This window comes from Erythrobacter sp. SDW2 (assembly GCF_021431965.1).
Taxonomy (GTDB): Bacteria; Pseudomonadota; Alphaproteobacteria; order Sphingomonadales; family Sphingomonadaceae; genus Parerythrobacter.
Genome location: NZ_CP090370.1, coordinates 278746 through 300008 on the forward strand (window position 1 = coordinate 278746; position 21263 = coordinate 300008).

Consider the following 21263-nt stretch of genomic DNA (forward strand, 5'->3'; position numbering starts at 1 on the left):
CAAGCGCTTTCGCCACAATTGGTCGTATTTTGCCACATTTGACAACGCCGCCGGTTGCAAGAAACAGGCTGTCCTGCCGCGCCGCGCCTGCTAGCAGGGCGACATGCCCGAAACCGAACACACCAAGCAGCATCTCTATCTCGTCGACGGGTCTTCCTACATCTTCCGGGCCTATCACCGGCTGCCACCGCTGACCGACCCGGAGGGCACGCCGGTCGGCGCGGTATATGGCTATACCACCATGCTTTGGAAGCTGGCGGATGATCTCGACAAGGCCGACGGACCGACCCACCTCGCCGTGGTGCTCGACAAGTCGAGCCAATCGTTCCGCAACGAGATTTACGACCAGTACAAGGCCAACCGCCCCGATCCGCCGGAGGATCTGGTCCCGCAATTCCCGCTGATCCGCGATGCCACCCGCGCCTTCAGCCTGCCGCTGATCGAGGAGGAGAACGTCGAAGCCGACGATATGATCGCCTCCTACGCCCGTGCCGCATCGCGCAAGGGGTGGGACGTTACCATTGTCTCCAGCGACAAGGACTTGATGCAGCTGGTCGGCCAATGCGCCGAGAACGATCTCGAGCCGGGCGTCACCAGCGGCGGGTGCATCGATATGCTCGACACGATGAAGAACCAGCGGATCGATATTCCCGAGGTCGAGGAGAAGTTCGGCGTCGGGCCCGAACTGGTCGGCGACGTGCTGGCCCTGATGGGTGACAGCGTGGACAATATTCCCGGTATCTTCGGCGTGGGTCCCAAGACCGCGACCAAGCTGATCCAGGAACACGGTTCGCTGGCCGCGGCGCTCGATGCGGCACAGGAAATGAAGCCCTCCAAGCTCAAGGAACGCCTGATCGAGCACCGCAAGGATGCCGAACTCAGCCGCATCCTGGTGACGCTGAAGGAAGACTGTCCTCTCCCCATCGCGCTGGAGGACATGCGACTGAGCGGCATTCCCGGCGAGCCGCTCGCCGCCTTCCTCGAGAAGCATGGCTTTACCTCGCTGCTCAAACGGCTGGGTGCCGGGCATGGCAGCCCCGAGCGGGCCACCAATCTCAACCCGGCCAAGCCCGAAAACAGCGGCGCGGCGGCCTCGAGCGACAGCAATAGCCAGCCCTTGCCCGAGCTGCCCGAGATCGATCGCAGCGCTTATGAAACAGTGCAGACGATGGAGCGGCTCGAGCACTGGATCGCCAAATGCTTCGCCACGCGGACCATCGCGGTGGACACGGAGACCAGTGCGCTCGATGCCATGCGGGCCGATCTGGTCGGGGTGAGCCTCGCGACCGGGCCGAACGAAGCCTGCTACATTCCGCTGGGTCATGGCAGCAGCGACATGTTTGCGGAGAGGCCCGAGCAGGTTCCGCTCGATGCCGCCCTCGGTGCGCTGAAGCCGCTGCTGGAAAGCGATGCCGTGCTCAAGGTCGGGCAGAACATCAAATACGATCTCAACGTGCTGGCGCGCTACGGTGTCCATGTCGCACCGATCGACGATACCATGATCATCAGCTTCGATCTCGATGCCGGCCGCTCGCAGGACGGCATCGGGGGCGGTCACGGGATGGACGAGCTCAGCGAGCGCCATCTCGGCCACATGCCGCTGGCGTTCAAGGATGTCTGCGGCACCGGCAAGAAGGCGATCCCCTTCGGCGAAGTCCCGCTCGACCGGGCGACCGAATATGCCGCCGAGGATGCCGACGTTACCTTGCGTCTGCACGGTTTCCTCAAACCCCGGCTTTCGATCGAAGGCGGCACACGGGTCTACGAGCGGGTCGACCGCCCGCTGATCGCCGTGGTCGCCCGGATGGAACGCCACGGCATCAAGGTCGACCGCGCCAGGCTGGCCAGGTTGTCCGAGGAATTCGCCAGGGAAACAGCCCGGCTCGAAGGCGAAATCCACGGTCTCGCGGGCGAGGAGTTCACTGTCGGCAGCCCGAAGCAACTGGGTGACATCCTGTTCGACAAGCTCGGCTACAAGGGCGGGCGCAAAGGCAAGAGCGGGCAGTATTCGACCGACCAGGCGATCCTGGAGGGGCTCGCCGCGCAGGGCGCGGAAATCGCCACCAAGGTGCTCGAATGGCGGCAACTGTCCAAGCTGCGCTCGACCTATACCGAGGCGCTGCAGGAAGCAATCAACCCCGATACCGGGCGCGTCCACACCAGCTACAGCCTGGTCGGGGCGCAGACCGGGCGGCTGTCATCGACCGATCCTAACCTCCAGAACATCCCGATCCGCACCCCCATCGGACGCCAGATCCGCGAGGCCTTCGTGCCCGAGGACGGCAACGTGCTGCTAGCCGCCGACTATTCGCAGATCGAGCTGCGGCTGGCGGCGCATATGGCCGATGTGCCGGAACTCAAGGAAGCCTTTGCCCATGGCGAGGACATCCACGCGCGCACTGCGAAGGAGATGTACGGCACGGTCGATCGCGACACCCGCGCGCGGGCCAAGACGATCAACTTCGCCATCCTCTACGGCATCTCGCGGTGGGGCCTTGCCGGGCGACTGGGCGTCACGGCGGAAGAAGCGCAGGAGGTCATCGACACCTATTTCAAGCGTTTTCCCGGCATCCAGAATTACATCCACGAAACCCTCGAAAGCGTGCGGGCCAAGGGCTATTCTGAGACCCTGTTCGGCCGCAAGACCTGGTTCCCGCGCATCAAGTCTTCCAACCAGGCCGAACGGCAGGGGAGCGAACGCGCCGCCATCAACGCCCCGATCCAGGGCACCAGCGCCGATATCATCAAACGGGCCATGGCCCGGATGATGCCGGCGCTTGACGATGCAGGGCTGGGCCATGTGAAGATGCTGCTGCAGGTGCATGACGAACTGGTGTTCGAATTGCCCCAGGCCGATGTCGCCGCCGCCAGCCCGGTGATCGAGCGCGTCATGACCGAGGCGGCCCTTCCCGCAGTGGAACTCTCTGTCCCGCTGGGCATTGAGATAGGGACCGGCGCAAGCTGGGATGCGGCGCATTAAGGGTCAATGAAGCCCACCATTTTTCGCTGTCCTACAGCATGGCCGTAGTGCCATCGTACAGGCATGACGGGCCTCGAGAATGCGCATCGCAGGCAGCCACGGCCCCCCGGGGCTCCCTTACCGTCACAATCCGGCGATTGATGGGGAAAATAGTATATATATCCGATGTTTAATATCCCGTAGCGAAATTGACACGGTGTCAACTTCGTCAAGCAAGCGTCAAGTGCAAAGCGCCGCCTCGCTTGCAAGCCGGTTCCACCCCCAATAGGGCGCACACCCATGTTGCAGAGACTGAACCCCCAGAACTGGACCTTGGACTGGATCGCCATCGCCGAATCGGCGCTGATCATCGGCCTGGCTGTCGCCGCAGCCTATCTGCTCTATCGCGGAATATTCGCCATCGCGTCCCGGCTCGCACGGGCATCGGAAACCGCGCTGGACGATCTTGTGGTGCAGAAGATCCGCCGCCCGGTCAAATGGGCGATGATCGCCATTGCCATCACTTTGGTGGCTGGTGCCAACGAGAACCTGGCAGCGGTGTGGGAACCCATTGCCCGCTTCGTACGGCCGGCCCTGCTGGGCTGGATCGCCTACACGCTGGTCAAGGCCTTCGCGCTGGGTCTCGAATACCGGCTCCAGACAAGCGAGGAGGGCGGGGTAGCGGACATTGCGACGCTGCGCAGCCGCAAGACCCGCATCTCCATCCTGTCGCGCACGGCCACTTTCGTCATCGTCTTTATCACTGTCGGTCTGATGCTGTTGAGCATCCCGCAGGTCGCTGCGATCGGCACCACCGTCCTTGCCTCGGCAGGTATCGCAGCACTGGCTGTGGGTGCCGCTGCCCAGCCTGCCCTGAAATCGCTTATTGCCGGCCTGCAGATGGCCCTGACGGAGCCCCTGCGGATCGGCGACCTCGTGGTGATCGACGGATTCTCGGGCCGGGTCGAGGAAATCCGGATGAGCTATATCATCGTGCGAATGTGGGACGAGCGGGCCGTGATTGTCCCGACCAGTCGATTCCTCGACAACAGTTTCGAAAACTGGTCGCGCAAGAACGAGAAACTGACCGGCCCCGTCATGCTTCATCTCGACCCGATCGCCGAAATATCTCCGATCCGGGCCGAGTTCGAACGATTCGTCGACGCACACCCGCTGTGGGATCGCCGGACAGCGGACCTGCTGATGACCGATGCCTATCCCGAGAGCATAGCCCTGCGCCTGTCGGTCAGCTCAGCCACCATCGGCGACCTGTTCCAGCTCCGCTGCGACCTGCGCGAACACATGTTGGCATGGCTGCGCGAGCACCAGCCGGATGCGCTGATCCGGCACCGGCTGGAACTGCCCGGCGGCCACGCCAAGGCGCCCGAAGCCGAAGCGCCCTAGCCTTTGGCCTAACCGTGCTTCTGGTCGCGCGTGGGAGAAACCATGCCATCGTAGACGAAGCCGATCGGACGCACGTCGGCGGCCCGCTTCTTCAGCTCGCCCTGCATCTTCTTGTATTCGGCTTCCATCTCGCCGGTCACGGTGGCGCGCGAGTCGGCCAGCGCTTCGGTAAAATCGGCAGCGGTCACATTCTTCACTTCGGCGCCCGCGCGATGGAGCGCGTTGAGGCCGGCTCGGCGAACGACGTCCTCGAGGTCAGCCCCGGTGAAGCGTTCGGTTTTCTCTGCGATATCCGCCAGCCTGACGTCATCGGCGAGCGGCATCTTCGATGTGTGGATGCCGAGGATCTGCTCCCGGCCCGCCTTGTCGGGTGTGCCGACATAGACCAGTTCGTCAAACCGGCCCGGCCGCAGCAGTGCCGGATCGACCAGCGCCGGGCGGTTGGTCGCGCCGATCACTACCACCGACTGGAGTTCCTCCAGCCCGTCCATTTCGGCAAGGATCGTGTTGACCACGCGGCCTGTCACCTGCGGCTCGCCCTGCCCGCTACCCCGCGCCGGGACGAGGCTGTCGATCTCGTCGATGAAGATCACGCAGGGTGCCACGGCCCGGGCGCGCTGGAACATCTTGGCGATCTGCTGCTCGCTCTCGCCATACCATTTGGACAGCAGGTCGCTGCTCTTCATCGAGATGAAGTTGGCTTCGGCTTCCTTGGCCACGGCCTTGGCCAGAAGGGTCTTGCCGGTTCCGGGCGGGCCATAGAGCAGGAATCCCTTGGCCGGACGAATGCCCAGGCGTCGGAAGGCATCCCGGTTCTTTAGCGGAAGCTCGATCCCTTCCTTGAGCTTCCCTATGGCATCACCGACGCCGCCAATGTCGTCCCAGCCGACATTGGGCATCTGCACCATGACCTCGCGCATGGCCGAGGGCTGGACTCGCTTGAGCGCCGAAAAGAAATCGTCGCGCTCGACGCAGAGTTCCTCCAGCACCTCCTGCGGTACTTCGCGGGCATCGAGGTCGATCTTGGGCATGATCCGGCGCACGGCATCGATCGCGGCCTCGCGGGCCAGCGCGGCGAGATCGGCCCCGACATAGCCGTAGGTCATCCGCGCCAGCTCGGCGAGGTCGACTTCCTTGCCCAGCGGCATGCCGCGGGTGTGGATGCCAAGGATCTCGCGGCGGCCCTTCTCGTCGGGTACGCCTATCACGATTTCGCGGTCGAACCGGCCCGGACGCCGCAGCGCCTCGTCGATGGAGTCGGGGCGATTGGTCGCCGCGATCACCACGATATTGGCACGGGTTTCGAGTCCGTCCATCAGCGTCAGCAACTGGGCAACCAGCCGCTTCTCGGCCTCGCCCGCCACGCGGTCGCGCTTGGGCGCAATCGAGTCGATCTCGTCGATGAAGATGATCGCGGGGGCGTTCTTGGCCGCGTTCTCGAACACTTCGCGCAGCGCCTTCTCGCTCTCGCCATAGCCCGAGCCCATGATCTCCGGCCCGTTGATGATCGAGAAATGCGCGTCGCTTTCATTGGCGACCGCCTGCGCCAGCCGGGTCTTGCCGGTTCCGGGCGGACCGTGCAGCAGCACGCCCTTGGGCGGATCGACCCCCAGCCGGGTGAACAGTTCGGGATAGCGCAGCGGCAGCTCGACCATTTCGCGCAACTGCTGGATGGTATCGTCGATCCCGCCAACATCGTCGTAGTTGACCACGGCGCGGCCGGCCTTGGCTTCCTCAAACTCCGCGCGGAGCTCGACTTCGGTGTCTTCGTCGATATGGACCACGCCCTTGGGCACGGTCGACACCACACGCAGGCGGATCTGCGTCAGCGCATAGGCCGGGGCGTTGAACATGCGGCGCACTTCGGGCGGCATGTTCTGGACCGGTTGCTGGCCGGTGGTGGCGACCAGGTCTCCCGCCACGATCGGCTTGCGGAAGAAGTTGCGCTTCAACGCCTGAGTCGGCCCCTGCAACCGCATTTCACGACTGGCAGGCGCAAACACGACGCGGGTGGCCGGGCGCGATTCGGCGGCGCGGATAATCACATGCTCGCCCGAGGCCGCTTCGGCATTGCCGCGCTGCAACCCGTCGAGGCGGACGACTTCGAGACCCTGGTCTTCCGGATAGGCCGCCATGGCGATAGCCGCAGTCGAGCGCTTGCCTTCGATTTCGACAACGTCGCCTTCGGTAATGCCGAGCGTCTGGAACGCGGTGCGCGGCATGCGGGCAATGCCCTGGCCGCTTTCCTCCTGCCGGGCCGCCGCCACCTGCAGGCGCGCCTGCCGTTCCTTCACTGCGCTTTCCGCGTCGGACATCCCGTTCGGCTCCCCTTGCTATCCATCGGCATCAGTACGAAGCGCCTAGCTAGGGAGCGCTGCCGCACTATGCAAATGCGGGGGGTTGGCCGGCGGTTCCTTGCCGCGCCCCGACCCTCCCGGCCCCGGGGCAAGAAAAAAGCCCGGCTGGAAGAACCAACCGGGCTGGAAAGTTTGGGAGAGGATGCCTGAAAGGCCTGCTCCATATGCGGTTTCGCGCATTTTTGTGCAAGTGCGAAATGCTCTCTGAATGTTGCATCTAACGCAACACTCGGACTCTCCATTACGCAGGCTTCTGAAATTTCATCATGAAACGATCGGTCTTTCCGCGGATTCCCTCGTCGAATACCGACTTCCCGATGTCGTCATTGCTGCGCCGCAGCACGTCGGACTGCTCCACAAGCTTGAATCCGGCCTTGGTCATGTCGCGGATGACGGTCTGCGGATCGATCCGATGGACCCTGTTCACGATCTCGCGCGTGTCGCCGGCAGCACCGACGTGGTCGATGATGGTCACCGTGCCGCCCGGCTTCACCGCTGCAAACCAGTTGGCGAGCATGAAGTCGACATCGAGCCGGGGGAATTTGAACCGCTCCGACTCGAAATAGAGATCGTGGAACACGAGATGGGCAAAAATGCTGTCGACGCTGCCCGGGGCAAGTTGCATCGCCCGCGCATCGGTCACCATGGTGCGGATGTTCTTGTCCGCCGCGAGCCGCTTCTCCCACTCTTCGGGATTGTGGAACGACAGCGGGTTGACCGCATAGACCGTGCCCTTCGGTCCGACGAGATCGGCCAGGAGAGCGGTGTAGTAACCACCTCCAGCCATGAAATCGGCCACGACATCGCCGCGCTCGATGCCCGAGAAGGCCAGTACCTCGGCCGGATGACGCCCCTCGTCCTGCTCCCGATCGGCTTCGCTGCGATCTTTGGCCGTGACTACGCTCTGGGCTGTCTGTGCCGACACCGAGAGGGGCACAGCCAGCGTCAGCCCAGCCGCTGCCAAAAAACAGATTCCGTGTCGCATGATCCATTCCCCTCAATGCCGCAATCCGCGGATGATGCCTTTCCTGGGCCTTCGGCGCAAACGCGGGAAGTCGTTCTCGACTAACCTGCCTGCGCGCCCGATGGGCGGATGACAGCCCCCCATCCATTGGCTATGCCGCCGCATCACCTGCCGGCGCGCCGCATGGGCGCATGACGAGGACCGAAATGCAGAAACTCTATCCCGACGCCGCCGCTGCCCTCGACGGGCTGCTCCGTGACGACATGCTGATCGCCAGCGGGGGCTTCGGCCTGTGCGGCATCCCCGAACGGCTGCTCGTCGCGATCCGTGACAGCGGAGTGAAGGGCCTGACCTTCGCCAGCAACAATGCCGGGATCGACAACGAAGGCATCGGCATGCTGCTGCGCAGCCGCCAGGTGAAGAAGATGATCAGCAGCTATGTCGGCGAGAACAAGGAGTTCGAGCGGCAGTTTCTCGCGGGCGAGCTCGAGGTCGAGTTCTGCCCGCAAGGCACGCTGGCCGAGCGCATGCGCGCAGGCGGTGCCGGCATTCCCGGCTTCTACACCAAGACCGGCGTCGGCACCCAGGTGGCCGAGGGCAAGGAGACCAAGGTCTTTGACGGAGAAGAATACATCCTCGAACGCGGCATCTTCGCCGACCTCGCCATCGTCAAGGCATGGAAAGCCGATGAGACCGGCAATGTCGTGTTCCGCAAGACTGCGCGCAACTTCAACGTGCCCGCCGCAACTTGCGGCAAGGTCTGCGTGGTCGAGGTCGAAGAGGTGGTGCCCGCCGGGTCGCTCGATCCCGATGCGATCCATCTGCCCGGCGTCTATGTCCAGCGGATGATCGTCGGCGCGCCTTACGACAAGAAGATCGAATTCCGCACGGTCCGCGAAAGGGAGGCGGCCTGACCCGGCCATGCGACTGCGGCTTGCACTTCCTCTGATCTTTGCGGCGGCGCTGCAAGGTTGTGTTGCGGCGGTGATCCCGCTTGCCGCAGGAGCGGCGATAACCACCGCGCGCGCTAGCAGCGAGCGCGATGCCGAGACCGATGCCGATGCCGATGCCGAGGTTTCCCTGACTACGCCGCCAGCACCAACCAACACTGCAAACGCATCCAGCCCCGCGCAAAGCGACCCCGCAGCAAGCGCTCTGCTGCCCGAGACGCAGGAAGCGTTGCGTCGCTTCGACCTGGGTGCAGGCATCGAGGTTGTGACAAGCGGCAGCCTTACCACCCGGGCCTTGCCCCCCTCCGTGCCCGGCGCAGCCGAACAGGCCACTTTCGCCGCCTTCGCCGCCTTCGCCGATTATGCACTCGGCGTCGCCGCGCTCGATCCGCTCAAGGGCGAGGTCCGCCAATCGGCGCTATTGGCCCGTCCCGGCGTGCTGGTGCCAGACCGCGCGCCGTGCAATTTCGTCGGCAATTCGGTGTTGATCGATCTCGATCCGGCCGCAGGCGCATTCGATCCGGCGCGCCCGATCCAGCATTCCGCATTGGCCGATGCCCTTGCCAAATTGCGCGCGGCCGAGATCGAAATTGTGTGGGGTACCTCGCTCACGGCCGACCGCGCCGGTGACGTGCGCAACTGGCTCAAGCGCAGCGGGCTCGATCTCGCTGGCAAGGACCGTCTGCTGCTGCTGCGCTATCCGGAGGATCGCAAGCAGACCCGGCGCGAGGACGCCTCCTCCGAACGCTGCCTGATCGCCATGCTGGGCGACGAGCGCGCCGATTTCGACGAATTGTTCGACTATCTCAAGAACCCCGACGCTGCCGTCGGTCTCGATGCCATGCTGGGCGAAGGCTGGTTCCTCGCCCCCGTTTCACAGCCACAATCCGAGGCGACAACGGACACGGCTACCCCCAAAGAAGGACCCGAAGAATGAGCTGGACCCGCGACGAAATGGCCGCCCGCGCCGCGCAGGAATTGCAGGATGGCTATTACGTCAACCTCGGCATCGGCATCCCGACGCTGGTGGCGAACCATATCCCGGCAGGGATGCAGGTAACACTGCAGAGCGAGAACGGCATGCTCGGCATCGGCCCCTTCCCCTATAATGACGAGGTCGACCCTGACCTCATCAATGCCGGCAAGCAGACCATCAGCGAACTGCCCCACAGCGCCTATTTCGACAGTGCACAAAGCTTCGCGATGATCCGTGGCGGACACATCGATCTGACCGTGCTCGGCGCGATGGAGGTGGCCGAGAACGGCGACATCGCCAACTGGATGATCCCCGGCAAGATGATCAAGGGCATGGGCGGTGCGATGGACCTTGTCGCCGGGGTCAAGAAGATCATCGTGGTCATGGAGCACAATGCCAAGGACGGCAGCCCCAAGTTCATCCCCGCCTGCACCCTGCCGCTGACCGGCCGGAACGTGGTGGACATGATCATCACCGACAAATGCGTGTTCCACCGCGCCGATCACGCCAGCCCGTTCCGGCTGATCGAACTGGCACCGGGCGTCAGCGTGGAAGACATCGCCACCAGCACGACGGCGCATTACGAGGTGGCGCTGGGCTGATCCGCCATGTGGCTCGACGATCCTCGCAATCCCAATGCCCCGCTGGCCGGGCTGAAGGTGCTCGAACTCGCCCGGGTGCTGGCGGGGCCATGGGTGGGGCAGATGCTGGCCGATCTGGGCGCGGATGTGATCAAGGTCGAGGCCCCGGAGGGGGACAACACCCGTATCTGGGGCCCGCCGTGGGTCGAGCATCGGGGCGAACGGACCTCGGCCTATTACCACGCCTGCAACCGGGGGAAGCGCGGGATCGTCGCTGACTTCAGGGATGCAGATGATCTGGCGCGGGTCAGGTCGCTCGCAGGCAGCGCCGATGTGGTGCTGGAGAATTTCAAGCCCGGCGGGCTGGCGAAATTTTCGCTCGACTACGCCAGCATTGCGGCCGCCAACCCGGCGGTGGTCTATTGCTCGATCACCGGCTTCGGGCAGGACGGCCCGCGATGCAACGAGCCCGGCTATGACTTCGTCATCCAGGCGATGAGCGGCTTCATGGCGCTGACCGGCGCGCCTGATGGCGATCCGATGAAGATGGGAGTTTCGATCAGCGATCTCACCACCGGGCTATGGGCCGCCAATGCCGTGCAGGCGGCGCTGTTGATGCGGCACCGGACCGGGATGGGCCAATGGATCGACATGAGCCTGCTCGATTGCTCGGTCGGCCTGCTCGCCAACCAGGCGATGAACCTGTTCGCCAGCGGTACCAACCCGCCGCGAATGGGCAACGCCCATGCCCAGGTCAGCGCCTATGGCGTGTTTCCGACCAGGGACGGCCCGGTGGTGCTGGCGCCTGCCAATGACGGACTGTTCCGCAAGTTGCTCAAGGTGCTGGGGCGGCACGACCTGCTGGGCGATGTCCGCTTCGCCGACAACGAAGGGCGCGTGATGCATCGCGCCGAGATCGACCGGCTGATCGCTGCCGAGACACAAAAGTGGCCGCGGGAGGACCTGCTGCGCGCCTGTGCCGAAGCGGCAGTGCCAGCCGGTCCGATCCAGCAGCTCGACGAAGTCTTCGCCGACCCGCAGGTGGTGGCGCGGGGCATGAAGATCGAGCCGGGCGGAATGCCCGGGGTGCGCAGCCCGTTCCGGTTCTCGGATGCGGAACTGGCGCTGGATGCGCCGTCACCGACGCTGGGCCAACACCAGCCGGACTAGGCTCAGGCCAGCGCGACCCTGAGTTGATCCACCAGATCCGTGCGCTCCCACGGAAAGGTTTCGCCCTCGGCCTTGCGTCCGAAGTGGCCATAGGCGGCCGAGACGCGATAGATCGGCTTGTTGAGCCCCAGATGGGTGCGGATGCCACGGGGGGTCAGGCGGACGAGTTGCGGCAGGATCTGCTCGAGCTGGTCCTCCGTCACGCCGTTGGCGGTGCCATGCAGGTCGACATAGAGCGACAGCGGCTCGCTGACTCCGATGGCATAGGCAATCTGGATGGTGCAGCGGCGGGCGAGCCCGGCGGCGACCACGTTCTTGGCCAGGTAGCGGGTGATATAGGCTGCCGAACGGTCGACCTTGGTCGGATCCTTCCCGCTGAAAGCCCCGCCGCCGTGGGGTGAGGCACCGCCGTAGGTGTCGACGATGATCTTGCGCCCGGTCAGGCCAGCGTCGCCGTCCGGCCCGCCGATCTCGAACCGGCCTGTCGGGTTGATATGGTAGACGGTTTCAGCCGTGAGCAGTCCAGTCGGCAATACCTCGGCAATGACACCCTTCACATAGGCCACGAGCTCGGCATACTTCGCCGCATCGCCGCCCGAGTTTTTGCCATCGCTCCAAGGCATGCAGTAATCGACCGCATGCTGGGTCGAGACGACAATCGCGGTCGCTTCGACCGGCTTCTCGTTCTGGTAGCGCAGCGTGACCTGGCTCTTGGCATCGGGCTCGAGGAAGGGCGCGGTGCCATCCTTTCGGTCCTGCGCCATGCGCTGAAGGATCTTGTGGCTGTAATCGAGCGTCGCCGGCATAAGGTCCGGCGTCTCGTCGCTGGCATAGCCGAACATGATGCCTTGGTCGCCCGCGCCTTCATCCTTGTTGGAGCCTTCGACCCCGGCATCCACGCCCTGCGCGATATGCGCGCTCTGGCCGTGCAGGTGGTTCTCGAAGGTCAGCGTTTCCCAATGGAAGCCGTCCTGCTCGTAGCCGATTTCCTTGATCGTCTTGCGCACCGCGGCTTCGATCTCGTCGCGCGCGCCCGGTGCCCAATAGCTGTTGAACTTCCACTCTTCGCGGGTCGGATCGTACATCGGGGCGCAGCGGATTTCGCCCGACAACATCACCCGCTGCGTGGTGGTCATGGTTTCGCAGGCGACCCGCGCCTCCGGATCCTTGGCCAGCATCAGGTCGACGATGGCGTCCGAGATCTGGTCCGACACCTTGTCCGGATGGCCTTCGGAAACGCTTTCCGAGGTGAAGAGAAATTCGCTGCGCATGGGGCCTCTTTAAGGGAAAAAGCGTCGATGGGGGATATAAAGAAAGCTTTATGTCTTGATACGAATCTCTAGCTCCGCCGCCAGCGCATGGCAACCAGCGAGAGCGCCAGCAGCAACGCCGCCCAGCCGAGGCCGAGGGCATTGCCGAGCCGGGCGAACAGCGTCGGCTGCTTGGCCGGGGGAACGAGGCCGGTGAGCCGGTCACGCGCATGCATGCCGAGCGATTGGCGGACCACGCCATCGGCATCGATCACGCCGCTGATCCCGGTGGTGGTGGCGCGAATGACCGGCAGGCCTTCCTCGATCGCGCGCATCCGGGCCTGGGCAAATTGCTGCGGCGGACCCCAGGCGCCGAACCAGCCATCGTTCGACGGGTTGAAGATGAAGTCGGGCCGGTCGGTGTCGTCGACGACGTTCCCCGAGAACACGATTTCGTAGCAGATCTGCGTACCGACCCGGCCATATTCGCCAAGGTCGAGCGTGCGCGGGCCGGGGCCTTCGCGGAATTCGATGGTGCCCGCGACCAGTCGGCTGAGTCCCAGCGGTTCGAGCAGTTCGCGCAGCGGCAAATATTCGCCGTAAGGCACCAAGTGCGCCTTGCGATAGGAGCCGATTATCCGGCCCTTCCCGTCCAGCGCGGTGACGACATTGTAGGCTGCGGCAGCCTTGCCGTTCTCGATCTCGAGGTCGGTCGCACCGGTCAGCAGCACCGTGTCTGGACCCATCATTGCCCCGACCCTGCGGCGGGCATAGGCCGGGTCTGCCCCGGCGGTCGTGGCGCGGTAGTAACGCGCCGGATAGCCATCGCGCAGATAGTCGGGCATGCCCGATTCCGGCCACAGGACGATACGCTTGCCGGTCTCGCCTTGCCGGCGTTCGCTGAGGCCGGTTATGCGGACGAAGGCACGTTCGTAGAGGCGCGGATCGGTGATGTCGTCCTGGCTGAAATCGGGCTGGGCGACGAGATAGGCACGGGTGCCCTCCATTCGCTCGCCGACAGGAAGATACATCAAGATCGCGGTCGCGATCGCCAGGAGTGCTGCGGGCACCCAGCGCCTCTCACGCAGCCACCAGACCAGCAGGCCGGCGATGACGACGCCCATGCCCGAAAGGGCATAGGTCCCGAACCACGGCAACAGCATGGCTACGCCGGGCATCGTGTCGGGCCCCAGCAGGGCAAGGCTGAACGGCCCCCATGCATAGCCGGTGAAGACCCAGGAGCGCAGCCATTCGGTGACGATCCACAGCGCCGCGAAGGCGAGGATCATCGCCAGTGGCCGGGCCTTGTCCCGCACGAGCAACCATGAGCCGAGCGCGGCCAGTGCCGGATAGACTGCAAGGTAGAACGAAAGCAGCGGCACTGCGAACCAGCCGAGGATGGCCGGCATTTCGCTCTGGTGGGTGAAAGCCGTCGCGATCCAGGCGTTGGTGGTGGTGAAATGCGCCACCCCGAACAACCAGCCGCGCAGCAGCGCTCCGCGCCATTGGCCGGATCGCGTGAGGTGAAAGACCGCAATGCCCATCGCCAGCAGCGCGAGCGGCCACAGCTTGAGCGGCGGGTAGCCGGTAGCTGCCAGCGCGCCGAGCAGCAGGCTGGCCGATCTGGGGAAGCGATCGAGCAGACGGTCGAGCGTCGGCATCACCTTTTCCCGATGTTCTGCTCCACCCGAAGGATCAGCCAACCGCGCTCAGCGTCTCGCTGTCGCCATCGTCGGCAACAGGGCGGCGACGGCGGCGCGGCTTGGCCGGTGCCTCGCTGTCTTCTGCAGCAGCTGCAATTGACGGCGGCAGCACCGCAGCATCGATCTCGCCTTCGACCCCGCGCGGGCCTTCGTTGTTGCGCCCTTCGTTGCGCCCTTCGTTTCTGGGCTTGCGGGCACGGCGATTGCGCTGGCGCTCGGCGCGTGCAGCCTCGGCGGCCTCGCGGTCGTCCTCGCCGATGTCGCCGTCCTCCTCGGATTCGTCGCTTTCGTCGCGCCGATCGTCGTTGTCACCGCGGCGCGAATTACGCCCCTCACCCCGGTTATCGCGGCGTGAGCGGCGATTGTCCTCGCCGTCCTCGTCCTCGTCCTCGTCGTCGCGGTCATTGCCACGCTCGGCGTCGCGCTTGGCGCGTTGTTCGTCCTGGCGGGCCTTGTTGTCGGCGATGACGCGGAAATAATGGTCCGCGAACTGCAGGTAGTATTCCATCTGCACGCGGTCGCCATTGTGCTGGGCGTCCTGCGCCAGCTTCTTGTACTTGTCGAGCAGCTGGGGGGCATTGCCCCGCGCCCGGCTGTCGATGCGGTTGGCATTGTTGCCGCCACCGCCGCCACCGCCGCCCTGGTTGCGATTGCCGCGACCGCGCCGGCGGTTGTTGTTATTCCGGTTCTGGTTCAAGGAATACTCTTCCTCATCTGTCGGGGTATTTTCATCCCGTTTGGCGCCCGGGCGATATGCCCCGGGCCGCAGCCCCTCATCTGCTGTGAGGGCAAGCGCGAAGGCGCTCGCACACATCTGCAAATGTTGGATCAAGACCGGGGAGAGCACCATGCAATCCGCAGGTCTTGGGCTAGAGTTAGCCCTTGATTCGCCCTTTGCCAAGCCCAAAGCGCAGAATCATTCCCCGAGAACGCCCGGCGAGATCGCGTTTCAGCTCCGATTCGGCCCCGCATTCGGCGGCAATCTGCGCTACCGATTCGGCTTGGGATGCGCCGATTTCCAGCACCGCCACCCCGCCCGGCAACAAAAGGCTGGACAGTTGCGGGATCAGTGCGCGGTAGTCGTCAAGCCCCCCCTTTCCGGCAAACAGTGCCGCAGTCGGTTCGTAGTCGCGCACGGACCGATCGAGCAGGGCATCGGCCTCGACATAGGGCGGGTTGGCGATGACCAGGTCGAACTGGCCGAGGTCGTCGGCCCAGCCGGCTTCGTGCCAGTTGGCGTGGACAATCCGCGCACGGTCCGCCACGCTCAGCCGCGCCGCATTGGCCGCAGCCACCGCCACCGCGCCGAGCGAGGCATCGATCCCGACACCGCTAGCGAGGGGTCGTTCGGCCAAGAGGGTGAGCAGCAAGGCGCCCGATCCTGTCCCGCAATCGAGCACGCAGGCGTCCTCAGGCATCACGGCCAGAGCCGCTTCGACCACCTGCTCGCTGTCGCTGCGCGGGATCAGTACATCGGGCGTGACGATGAAGCAGCGGCCGAAGAACTCCTGTTCGCCCGTGATATAGGCCAGCGGCTCGTGGGCGATGCGACGCGCGACCAGCGCTTCGAAGCCGTCGGGCACCGCATCGTGCTGACGCTTCAGCAGCATGTCCGAACGCGATACGCCCAGCGCATGGGCCATCAGGAATTCGGCATCGAGGCGGGCGGTGTCGCTTGTCGCGGCAAGGCGCTCCGCGCCTGCGCGGAGGGCGTCAGCGACGCTCACCCCTCCATCGCCGCCAGCCGTTTCGCCTCGTCCTCGGCGATCAGCGTATCGACCAGTTCCCCCAGCCCCGGTCCGGCCAGAATCTCGTTGAGCTTGTGCAGGGTCAGACCGATCCGGTGGTCGGTCACGCGGCCTTGCGGAAAGTTGTAGGTGCGGATGCGTTCGGAGCGGTCGCCGCTGCCGACCATCGCCTTGCGCGCCTCGGCCTCGGCGCCCTGAGTCGCCTCGCGCTGCGCCTCGTAGAGCCGCGCGCGCAGGACCTGCATCGCCTTTTCCTTGTTCTTGTGCTGACTGCGCCCGTCCTGGCAGGTCACCACCGTGCCCGTGGGCAAGTGGGTGATACGCACAGCGGAGTCGGTGGTGTTGACGTGCTGACCGCCCGCGCCGCTGGCACGATAGACGTCGATCTTGAGGTCCTTGTCCTCGATCCGGATATCGACCTCGTCGGGCTCGGGCAGCACCGCCACCGTTGCCGCGCTGGTATGGATGCGTCCGCCGCTTTCGGTCACCGGCACACGCTGGACGCGGTGGACCCCGCTCTCGAACTTGAGCTTGGCGAAGACCCCGTTGCCGGTGACATTGGCGACCACTTCCTTGAAGCCGCCGATGTCGCTGGCGTTCATGCTGATTGGCTCGACCTTCCAGCCCTGCTCGGCGGCGTAGCGTTCGTACATGCGATAGAGATCGGCCGCGAACAGTGCCGCCTCGTCGCCGCCGGTCCCGGCGCGGATTTCCAGCATCGCCGGCTTGGCATCGGCGCTGTCGCGCGGAAGCATGGCGACGGCGAGCTGGCGTTCGAGTTCGGGCAGCTCCTCGCGGATCTTCGCCAGCTCATCCTCGGCGATGGCCTTGAACTCGGGGTCCTCGCGCATGGCCTCGAGCGCCAGCACTTCCTCGCGCATGGCGGCGACGAGGCCGGCGGCTTTGGCCACCGGCTCCAGCTCGGCATAATCGCGGCTGGCCTGGACAAAGGCCTCGCCCTCGAGCGTACCCGAAGCCATCCGCGCTTCGAGCTCGGCGAAGCGATGGGCGATCTGGTCAAGGCGTTCGGCGGGGATGGTCACAAGTTACTTTCTACATTCGTCATCCCGGCCTTGCCTGCCCCTGCGAAGGCAGGGGAGCCGGGATCCCGCTCTTCTTCTATCCCGCCGCGAGAGGAAGCGGGACCCCGGATCAAGTCCGGGGTGACGTCAAGCGTGTAAGCAATCAATCATTTCACACCCAGTGTCGGACGAGAGTGAAAGTACCCCGATATCGTATGGCGATTGGATGGGTCACCGTCGATTGAAGCCAACTGGTCTTCCAACATCGCCAGCTTCACTTGCTCGATGGCATCCATTTCCAACTCGGGGGAGAATTCCAGAACCCTTTGCTCACCGGTCTCTAGGTTCTTCAGTTCAATCTGCGCACTGGCCCAGCGTTCGGCATCGACAAAGATGACGTGAGTCGCGCCGGAAGCATTTGCTTTTTGCAGCCGCTTTTTCATGTTTCCCTTGAAACTGATATCAGCCGGAATCCCTTCCAGGCGGCAGTATTGCGTTGCCAAGCACGCCGCTGATTCAGCATCTGCGTTGACGGGAATGACAACCACTGAGCCTATTGCACCTACACGCTGTGGGACCTCCCCCACCAACATCGCCAGCCGCTCGATCCCGGCAGCCCAGCCGACCGCAGGCGTCGGCGCGCCGCCGAGGCTTTCCATCAGGCCGTCGTAGCGCCCGCCGCCGAGGATGGTGCTCTGGCTGCCGAGCTTGCCTGCCGCCTCGCTGCCCTCATCGGGGATGAACTCGAACGCGGTGTGGCGGTAATAGTCGAGGCCACGCACCAGGCTTTCGGCGCGGACCCACTTCACGCCCGCAGCATCCAGCCCGCTGGTGACAGCCTCGAAAAAACTGCGCGCCTCGTCAGTCAGGAAGTCGTCGATCCGAGGTGCGGCTTCGGCAATCCTGCGGTCAGTGGGATCCTTGGAATCCAGAATTCGAAGTGGGTTCTGCTTCAGTCGTAGCGCGGACTCATCAGACAAGTTCAAAACATGGTCGTCAAAGTAGTCGATCAGCGCCGCGCGCCACGCGCTACGGGTCTCGCCGTCGCCCAGCGTGTTGAGGTGCAGCGTCACGCCGGTAATGCCCAGCTCGCGGATGACCTGGTCGGCCATCGCCAGCAGCTCGACATCGGCCTGCGGTTCGGCCGCGCCGATGATCTCGGCGTCGATCTGGTGGAACTGGCGATAGCGGCCTTTCTGCGGGCGCTCGTAACGGAACAGCGGGCCATGGGTCGCGACCTTCAGCGGCGCGTGCTGCTGCCAGCCGTTGGTCAGGTATGCGCGGGCGATCCCGGCGGTGAATTCGGGGCGCAGGGTCAGGCTCTCGTCGCCCCGGTCGAGGAAGGAGTACATTTCCTTCGACACCACGTCGGTCGTCTCGCCAATCGCGCGGCTGAACACTTCGGTCTTCTCGAACACCGGCATTTCGACCCGGCGGAAGCGATAGAGCTTGCGCACGCGCTCGAAGGTTTCGACCACGAAGGCGAAGGCCTCGGCATCGGCGCCGAAGATATCCTGGGTGCCGCGGATTGCTTGCGGGGTGTTCTTGCTCATGCGGGCGCAGTTAGGCGGTTGCCGCATGTTTCGCAATCGGCCACGCGAAACCCCTTTCGCAGGTGCAGCATAGCGGGTAAGGCGCGCGCCACTATGGACATCAGCAAGATCCCCGTCGGCGACAACCCGCCCGAGAGCCTCAACGTCATCATCGAAGTGCCGACCGGCGGCGAGCCGGTGAAATACGAGTTCGACAAGGCGTCAGGCGCGCTGTTCGTCGACCGCATCCTCCACACGCCGATGCGCTATCCGGCCAACTACGGCTTCGTGCCGCACACGCTGTCGGACGATGGCGACCCGATCGATGCGCTGGTGATCAGCCGCAGCCCGTTCATCCCCGGCTGCGTCGTGCGCGCCCGGCCGATAGGTGTTCTCCACCTCGAAGACGAGCATGGCGGCGACGAGAAGCTGATCTGCGTGCCCGTCGACTCGACCTTCCCCTATTACTCGGACGTCGGCGAGCGCAAGGACCTGCCCTCGATCGTGCTGCAGCAGATCGAGCACTTCTTCACCCACTACAAGGACCTCGAGGTCGAGAAATGGGTGCGGGTCGGCAAGTGGGGCGACGCCGAGGAAGCCCGCCGGATGGTGGTCGAAGCGATCGAGCGCTACCGCGCGGGCAACTGAGCTATTCCTGCGGACGCGCGGGATCGAGCAGGTCTCTGGTCTTTGCTCCCGCCTGCTCGCGTTCCTCGTCCACCATCCGGGCGATTTCCCGCTCCGGTCGGACATCGGTCTCGGCGCTGCCTGGCCTGCTGGCCGGCTGAGGTCGTGCGCCTCGCTCGGTCCCGCTTCGGGCATCTTCGGTAGAGCGATTCTCCCACTCCAGCGGCAAGGCGCTGGTACGCGGGTCGAAGCGGAGCCGGTAGATCGGCTCGGGCAGGGCGAAGCCCCCGGCCTCGAGCGCGTCCTTGACTTCGGCGATGGCAAGGCTGCGGGATTTGAGCCAGTCGGCATGCTGCTGGTCGACCCAGCCGAACAGCCGCAGGTTGATGCTCGATTCGCCGACTTCCTCGATGCTGCCGAGCGGTTCGGGCTGCTGCAGGATATACGGCAGGCGGCGCAGGGCGGCGAGGGCGATCTCCAGTGCGACCCGCGGATCGTTATCGGCATCGATCCCCAGTTCGAACTGGAAGCGCCGTTGCGGATTGCGGGTGTAGTTGAGGATGATCGCCTTGAAGACCTGCGCATTGGGGATGCGCACATGGTTGCCGTCGAGTGTCATCAGGATGGTGGCACGGCTGGTCAGGCGGATCACACGCCCTTCCCGGTTCTCGATCACCACATGGTCGTTGGCGCGGAACGGCTGGCGCAGGCTCAGCATCAGCGAAGCGATGTAGTTCTCGACCGTTTCGCGCATGGCGAAACCCAGCGCGATGCCGACGATGCCCGCCCCGCCCAGCACGGCCCCGAGCAAGGCACCCGCACCCAATATTTCCAGCGCGACCACTATGCCCAGAGTCACGAAAGCCAGCCTGATGGCTCCGATCAACAGTTCCGCGAGGAAGATATTGGGGGTCAGGCGCCGCCATAGGCCGCCCATCCCCGCGATCAGATAGCCGAGCGTCCCGATCGCCAGCGCCGCCGCCACTGCCAGCCCCAGCAGCGGGAGAATGTCGAGCCAACCGCGGACCCGGTCGGCCAACTGCTCGAGCGTGCCGAGCCCGCCGGCTACGGAGCGGTCGCGTTGCAAGCGGTTCTCGATCGTGGCCACGCCCTCGATCCGGCCGGCGATGCCGGCAGCGCGAGCGATGTCGGCCTGCTCCGGGACGGTGCCCGTCAGCGTGACGACACCGTCGTCGACTTCCACCGCGACCGCGGCGAAGGCCGGCAGTTCGGCGAAGATACCCTCGATGCGCCGGGCGATGCGGGTATCCTCGCCGGCGTCCTGGCTCTGGCCGATGGCCTGCGTTTCGGCTGGCGCTGCCGGATTTTCGGGCGACGGCGCGGCGGGCAGCACCGCCCCTGCCTGCCCGGCAAGGACGCACGCAGCAGCAAGCGCCATCAGCGCGCGAAAGATCCGTAAAATGAATGTCCGCACATGACTAAAGCGGACGCGATGGGATGAGGTTCCCGCGCCGTGTCGGCGATCACGCCGCGGCGGCGAAAATCACTTTGAAAAGCGCCGTCAGCACCAGCGGCAGGCCGATGGCCATCGCCCACAGCAGCACCTGATCGCGGCGATAGGCCGGAGCCAGGGCCTCGTCGGCAGCCTGGGCATCGGAAAGGTCGCGCCAGCGCCGTTCGAAGCGACGGCAGGCGGGGATGATGCCCGCGACCAGCACCACCAGCGCGAGATAGGGGAGGATCGACATCCCTTCGGTCTTCATCGCGGTCACGGTCACGAAAATGGTGAGGCCGGTATAGACCAGGAGGGCGTAGGCAACGTTATCGCTCATCGATCGTCGCCAGTCGCGCCCCCGCACGGCTGGAACGTGTTTGGCATGCTCGCGCGCCACCTTGGTCATCTGCGCTGTCTCCCCCGCAGTGTATGTTCGACTCGGACTATCTCAAAGACCGGCGTTGCAATCAAGAGGTGGTAACCAAACCGCAACAGTGCGGCCCGTGCTGTTCGTCCATGCATAAACCTTGCCAACCGTGCCGAAACGGGGTTTTCCCGGCCACG

At 64.8% G+C, this 21263-nt stretch carries 17 protein-coding genes; 7 read left to right on the forward strand and 10 right to left on the reverse strand.

The features are described from left to right. The first annotated feature begins 103 nt into the window (after nucleotides 1-103). Entirely contained in the window at nucleotides 104-2980 is a 2877-nt protein-coding gene (polA, locus tag LY632_RS01340; protein WP_234092021.1) for a DNA polymerase I, read from the forward strand. 279 nt (nucleotides 2981-3259) lie between these two features. Beyond that, nucleotides 3260-4363 carry a mechanosensitive ion channel family protein gene (locus LY632_RS01345; RefSeq protein ID WP_234092022.1) on the forward strand — a complete coding sequence of 368 codons (1104 nt, stop codon included), beginning with the start codon at nucleotides 3260-3262 and terminating at the stop codon, nucleotides 4361-4363. A gap of 8 nt (nucleotides 4364-4371) precedes the next feature. On the opposite strand, the gene LY632_RS01350 is transcribed toward LY632_RS01345, so the two are convergent. Both LY632_RS01350 and LY632_RS01355 read right to left on the reverse strand, forming a co-directional pair. Continuing rightward, nucleotides 4372-6678: a CDC48 family AAA ATPase gene (locus LY632_RS01350; protein ID WP_234092023.1), complete on the reverse strand. Its 2307-nt coding sequence runs from the start codon at nucleotides 6676-6678 to the stop codon at nucleotides 4372-4374. Between the two features lie 283 nt (nucleotides 6679-6961). After that, the gene (locus LY632_RS01355) at nucleotides 6962-7645 is read right to left on the reverse strand and encodes a class I SAM-dependent methyltransferase (RefSeq protein WP_234092024.1); all 684 of its coding nucleotides are present in this window, start codon (nucleotides 7643-7645) and stop codon (nucleotides 6962-6964) included. Between the two features lie 245 nt (nucleotides 7646-7890). Here LY632_RS01355 and LY632_RS01360 point away from each other — a divergent pair, with 245 nt between their 5' ends. The 4 genes from LY632_RS01360 to LY632_RS01375 are packed head-to-tail and all read left to right on the forward strand — an operon-like array spanning nucleotide 7891 to nucleotide 11361. Then, nucleotides 7891-8598, forward strand: a complete 708-nt coding sequence (locus tag LY632_RS01360) for a CoA transferase subunit A (RefSeq protein WP_234093281.1) — start codon at nucleotides 7891-7893, stop codon at nucleotides 8596-8598. A 7-nt stretch (nucleotides 8599-8605) separates the two neighbouring features. Next, nucleotides 8606-9571 (forward strand): hypothetical protein, encoded by a 966-nt coding sequence (locus LY632_RS01365; protein WP_234092025.1) that lies wholly within the window; start codon nucleotides 8606-8608, stop codon nucleotides 9569-9571. Next, nucleotides 9568-10212, forward strand: coding sequence for a CoA transferase subunit B (locus LY632_RS01370; RefSeq protein ID WP_234092026.1), 645 nt, complete (start codon nucleotides 9568-9570; stop codon nucleotides 10210-10212). Before LY632_RS01365 ends, LY632_RS01370 begins: the two co-directional genes overlap by 4 nt. A 6-nt stretch (nucleotides 10213-10218) precedes the next feature. Next, nucleotides 10219-11361: a CaiB/BaiF CoA-transferase family protein gene (locus LY632_RS01375; protein ID WP_234092027.1), complete on the forward strand. Its 1143-nt coding sequence runs from the start codon at nucleotides 10219-10221 to the stop codon at nucleotides 11359-11361. Nucleotides 11362-11363: 2 nt separating this feature from the next. Here the strand turns inward: LY632_RS01375 and metK are convergent, their stop codons facing one another. From metK to hisS, 6 genes are all read right to left on the reverse strand, one after another. Further along, nucleotides 11364-12632, reverse strand: a complete 1269-nt coding sequence (gene metK / locus LY632_RS01380) for a methionine adenosyltransferase (protein ID WP_234092028.1) — start codon at nucleotides 12630-12632, stop codon at nucleotides 11364-11366. Nucleotides 12633-12700: 68 nt separating this feature from the next. Beyond that, the gene (gene lnt / locus LY632_RS01385; RefSeq protein WP_234092029.1) at nucleotides 12701-14272 is read right to left on the reverse strand and encodes an apolipoprotein N-acyltransferase; all 1572 of its coding nucleotides are present in this window, start codon (nucleotides 14270-14272) and stop codon (nucleotides 12701-12703) included. Nucleotides 14273-14306: 34 nt separating this feature from the next. Further along, nucleotides 14307-15011: a DUF4167 domain-containing protein gene (locus tag LY632_RS01390; protein ID WP_234092030.1), complete on the reverse strand. Its 705-nt coding sequence runs from the start codon at nucleotides 15009-15011 to the stop codon at nucleotides 14307-14309. A gap of 178 nt (nucleotides 15012-15189) precedes the next feature. After that, nucleotides 15190-16041, reverse strand: coding sequence for a peptide chain release factor N(5)-glutamine methyltransferase (gene prmC, locus LY632_RS01395; RefSeq protein ID WP_234092031.1), 852 nt, complete (start codon nucleotides 16039-16041; stop codon nucleotides 15190-15192). After that, nucleotides 16038-17105, reverse strand: coding sequence for a peptide chain release factor 1 (gene prfA, locus LY632_RS01400; protein ID WP_234092032.1), 1068 nt, complete (start codon nucleotides 17103-17105; stop codon nucleotides 16038-16040). The genes prmC and prfA overlap by 4 nt, the downstream gene beginning before the upstream one ends. Before the next feature lie 146 nt (nucleotides 17106-17251). Beyond that, nucleotides 17252-18637, reverse strand: a complete 1386-nt coding sequence (gene hisS, locus LY632_RS01405) for a histidine--tRNA ligase (protein ID WP_234092033.1) — start codon at nucleotides 18635-18637, stop codon at nucleotides 17252-17254. 93 nt (nucleotides 18638-18730) lie between these two features. On the opposite strand from hisS, the gene ppa reads away from it, so the two are divergent. Beyond that, a complete protein-coding gene (gene ppa, locus LY632_RS01410; RefSeq protein WP_234092034.1) occupies nucleotides 18731-19264 on the forward strand; it encodes an inorganic diphosphatase in 534 nt (177 codons plus the stop codon). Nucleotide 19265: 1 nt separating this feature from the next. Here the strand turns inward: ppa and LY632_RS01415 are convergent, their stop codons facing one another. Then, nucleotides 19266-20642 carry a mechanosensitive ion channel family protein gene (locus LY632_RS01415; RefSeq protein ID WP_234092035.1) on the reverse strand — a complete coding sequence of 459 codons (1377 nt, stop codon included), beginning with the start codon at nucleotides 20640-20642 and terminating at the stop codon, nucleotides 19266-19268. Nucleotides 20643-20727: 85 nt separating this feature from the next. After that, nucleotides 20728-21036, reverse strand: coding sequence for a hypothetical protein (locus LY632_RS01420; RefSeq protein WP_234092036.1), 309 nt, complete (start codon nucleotides 21034-21036; stop codon nucleotides 20728-20730). Between the last annotated feature and the right edge of the window lie 227 nt (nucleotides 21037-21263).

What these genes read in the sequence shown, in the direction of transcription:
- polA (WP_234092021.1), top strand. Translation starts at nt 104, where the DNA reads ATGCCCGAAACCGAACACACCAAGCAGCATCTCTATCTCGTCGACGGG.
- LY632_RS01345 (WP_234092022.1), top strand. Translation starts at nt 3,260, where the DNA reads ATGTTGCAGAGACTGAACCCCCAGAACTGGACCTTGGACTGGATCGCC.
- LY632_RS01350 (WP_234092023.1), bottom strand. Translation starts at nt 6,678, where the DNA reads ATGTCCGACGCGGAAAGCGCAGTGAAGGAACGGCAGGCGCGCCTGCAG.
- LY632_RS01360 (WP_234093281.1), top strand. Translation starts at nt 7,891, where the DNA reads ATGCAGAAACTCTATCCCGACGCCGCCGCTGCCCTCGACGGGCTGCTC.
- LY632_RS01365 (WP_234092025.1), top strand. Translation starts at nt 8,606, where the DNA reads ATGCGACTGCGGCTTGCACTTCCTCTGATCTTTGCGGCGGCGCTGCAA.
- LY632_RS01370 (WP_234092026.1), top strand. Translation starts at nt 9,568, where the DNA reads ATGAGCTGGACCCGCGACGAAATGGCCGCCCGCGCCGCGCAGGAATTG.
- LY632_RS01375 (WP_234092027.1), top strand. Translation starts at nt 10,219, where the DNA reads ATGTGGCTCGACGATCCTCGCAATCCCAATGCCCCGCTGGCCGGGCTG.
- metK (WP_234092028.1), bottom strand. Translation starts at nt 12,632, where the DNA reads ATGCGCAGCGAATTTCTCTTCACCTCGGAAAGCGTTTCCGAAGGCCAT.
- lnt (WP_234092029.1), bottom strand. Translation starts at nt 14,272, where the DNA reads ATGCCGACGCTCGACCGTCTGCTCGATCGCTTCCCCAGATCGGCCAGC.
- hisS (WP_234092033.1), bottom strand. Translation starts at nt 18,637, where the DNA reads ATGAGCAAGAACACCCCGCAAGCAATCCGCGGCACCCAGGATATCTTC.
- ppa (WP_234092034.1), top strand. Translation starts at nt 18,731, where the DNA reads ATGGACATCAGCAAGATCCCCGTCGGCGACAACCCGCCCGAGAGCCTC.
- LY632_RS01415 (WP_234092035.1), bottom strand. Translation starts at nt 20,642, where the DNA reads ATGGCGCTTGCTGCTGCGTGCGTCCTTGCCGGGCAGGCAGGGGCGGTG.
- LY632_RS01420 (WP_234092036.1), bottom strand. Translation starts at nt 21,036, where the DNA reads ATGAGCGATAACGTTGCCTACGCCCTCCTGGTCTATACCGGCCTCACC.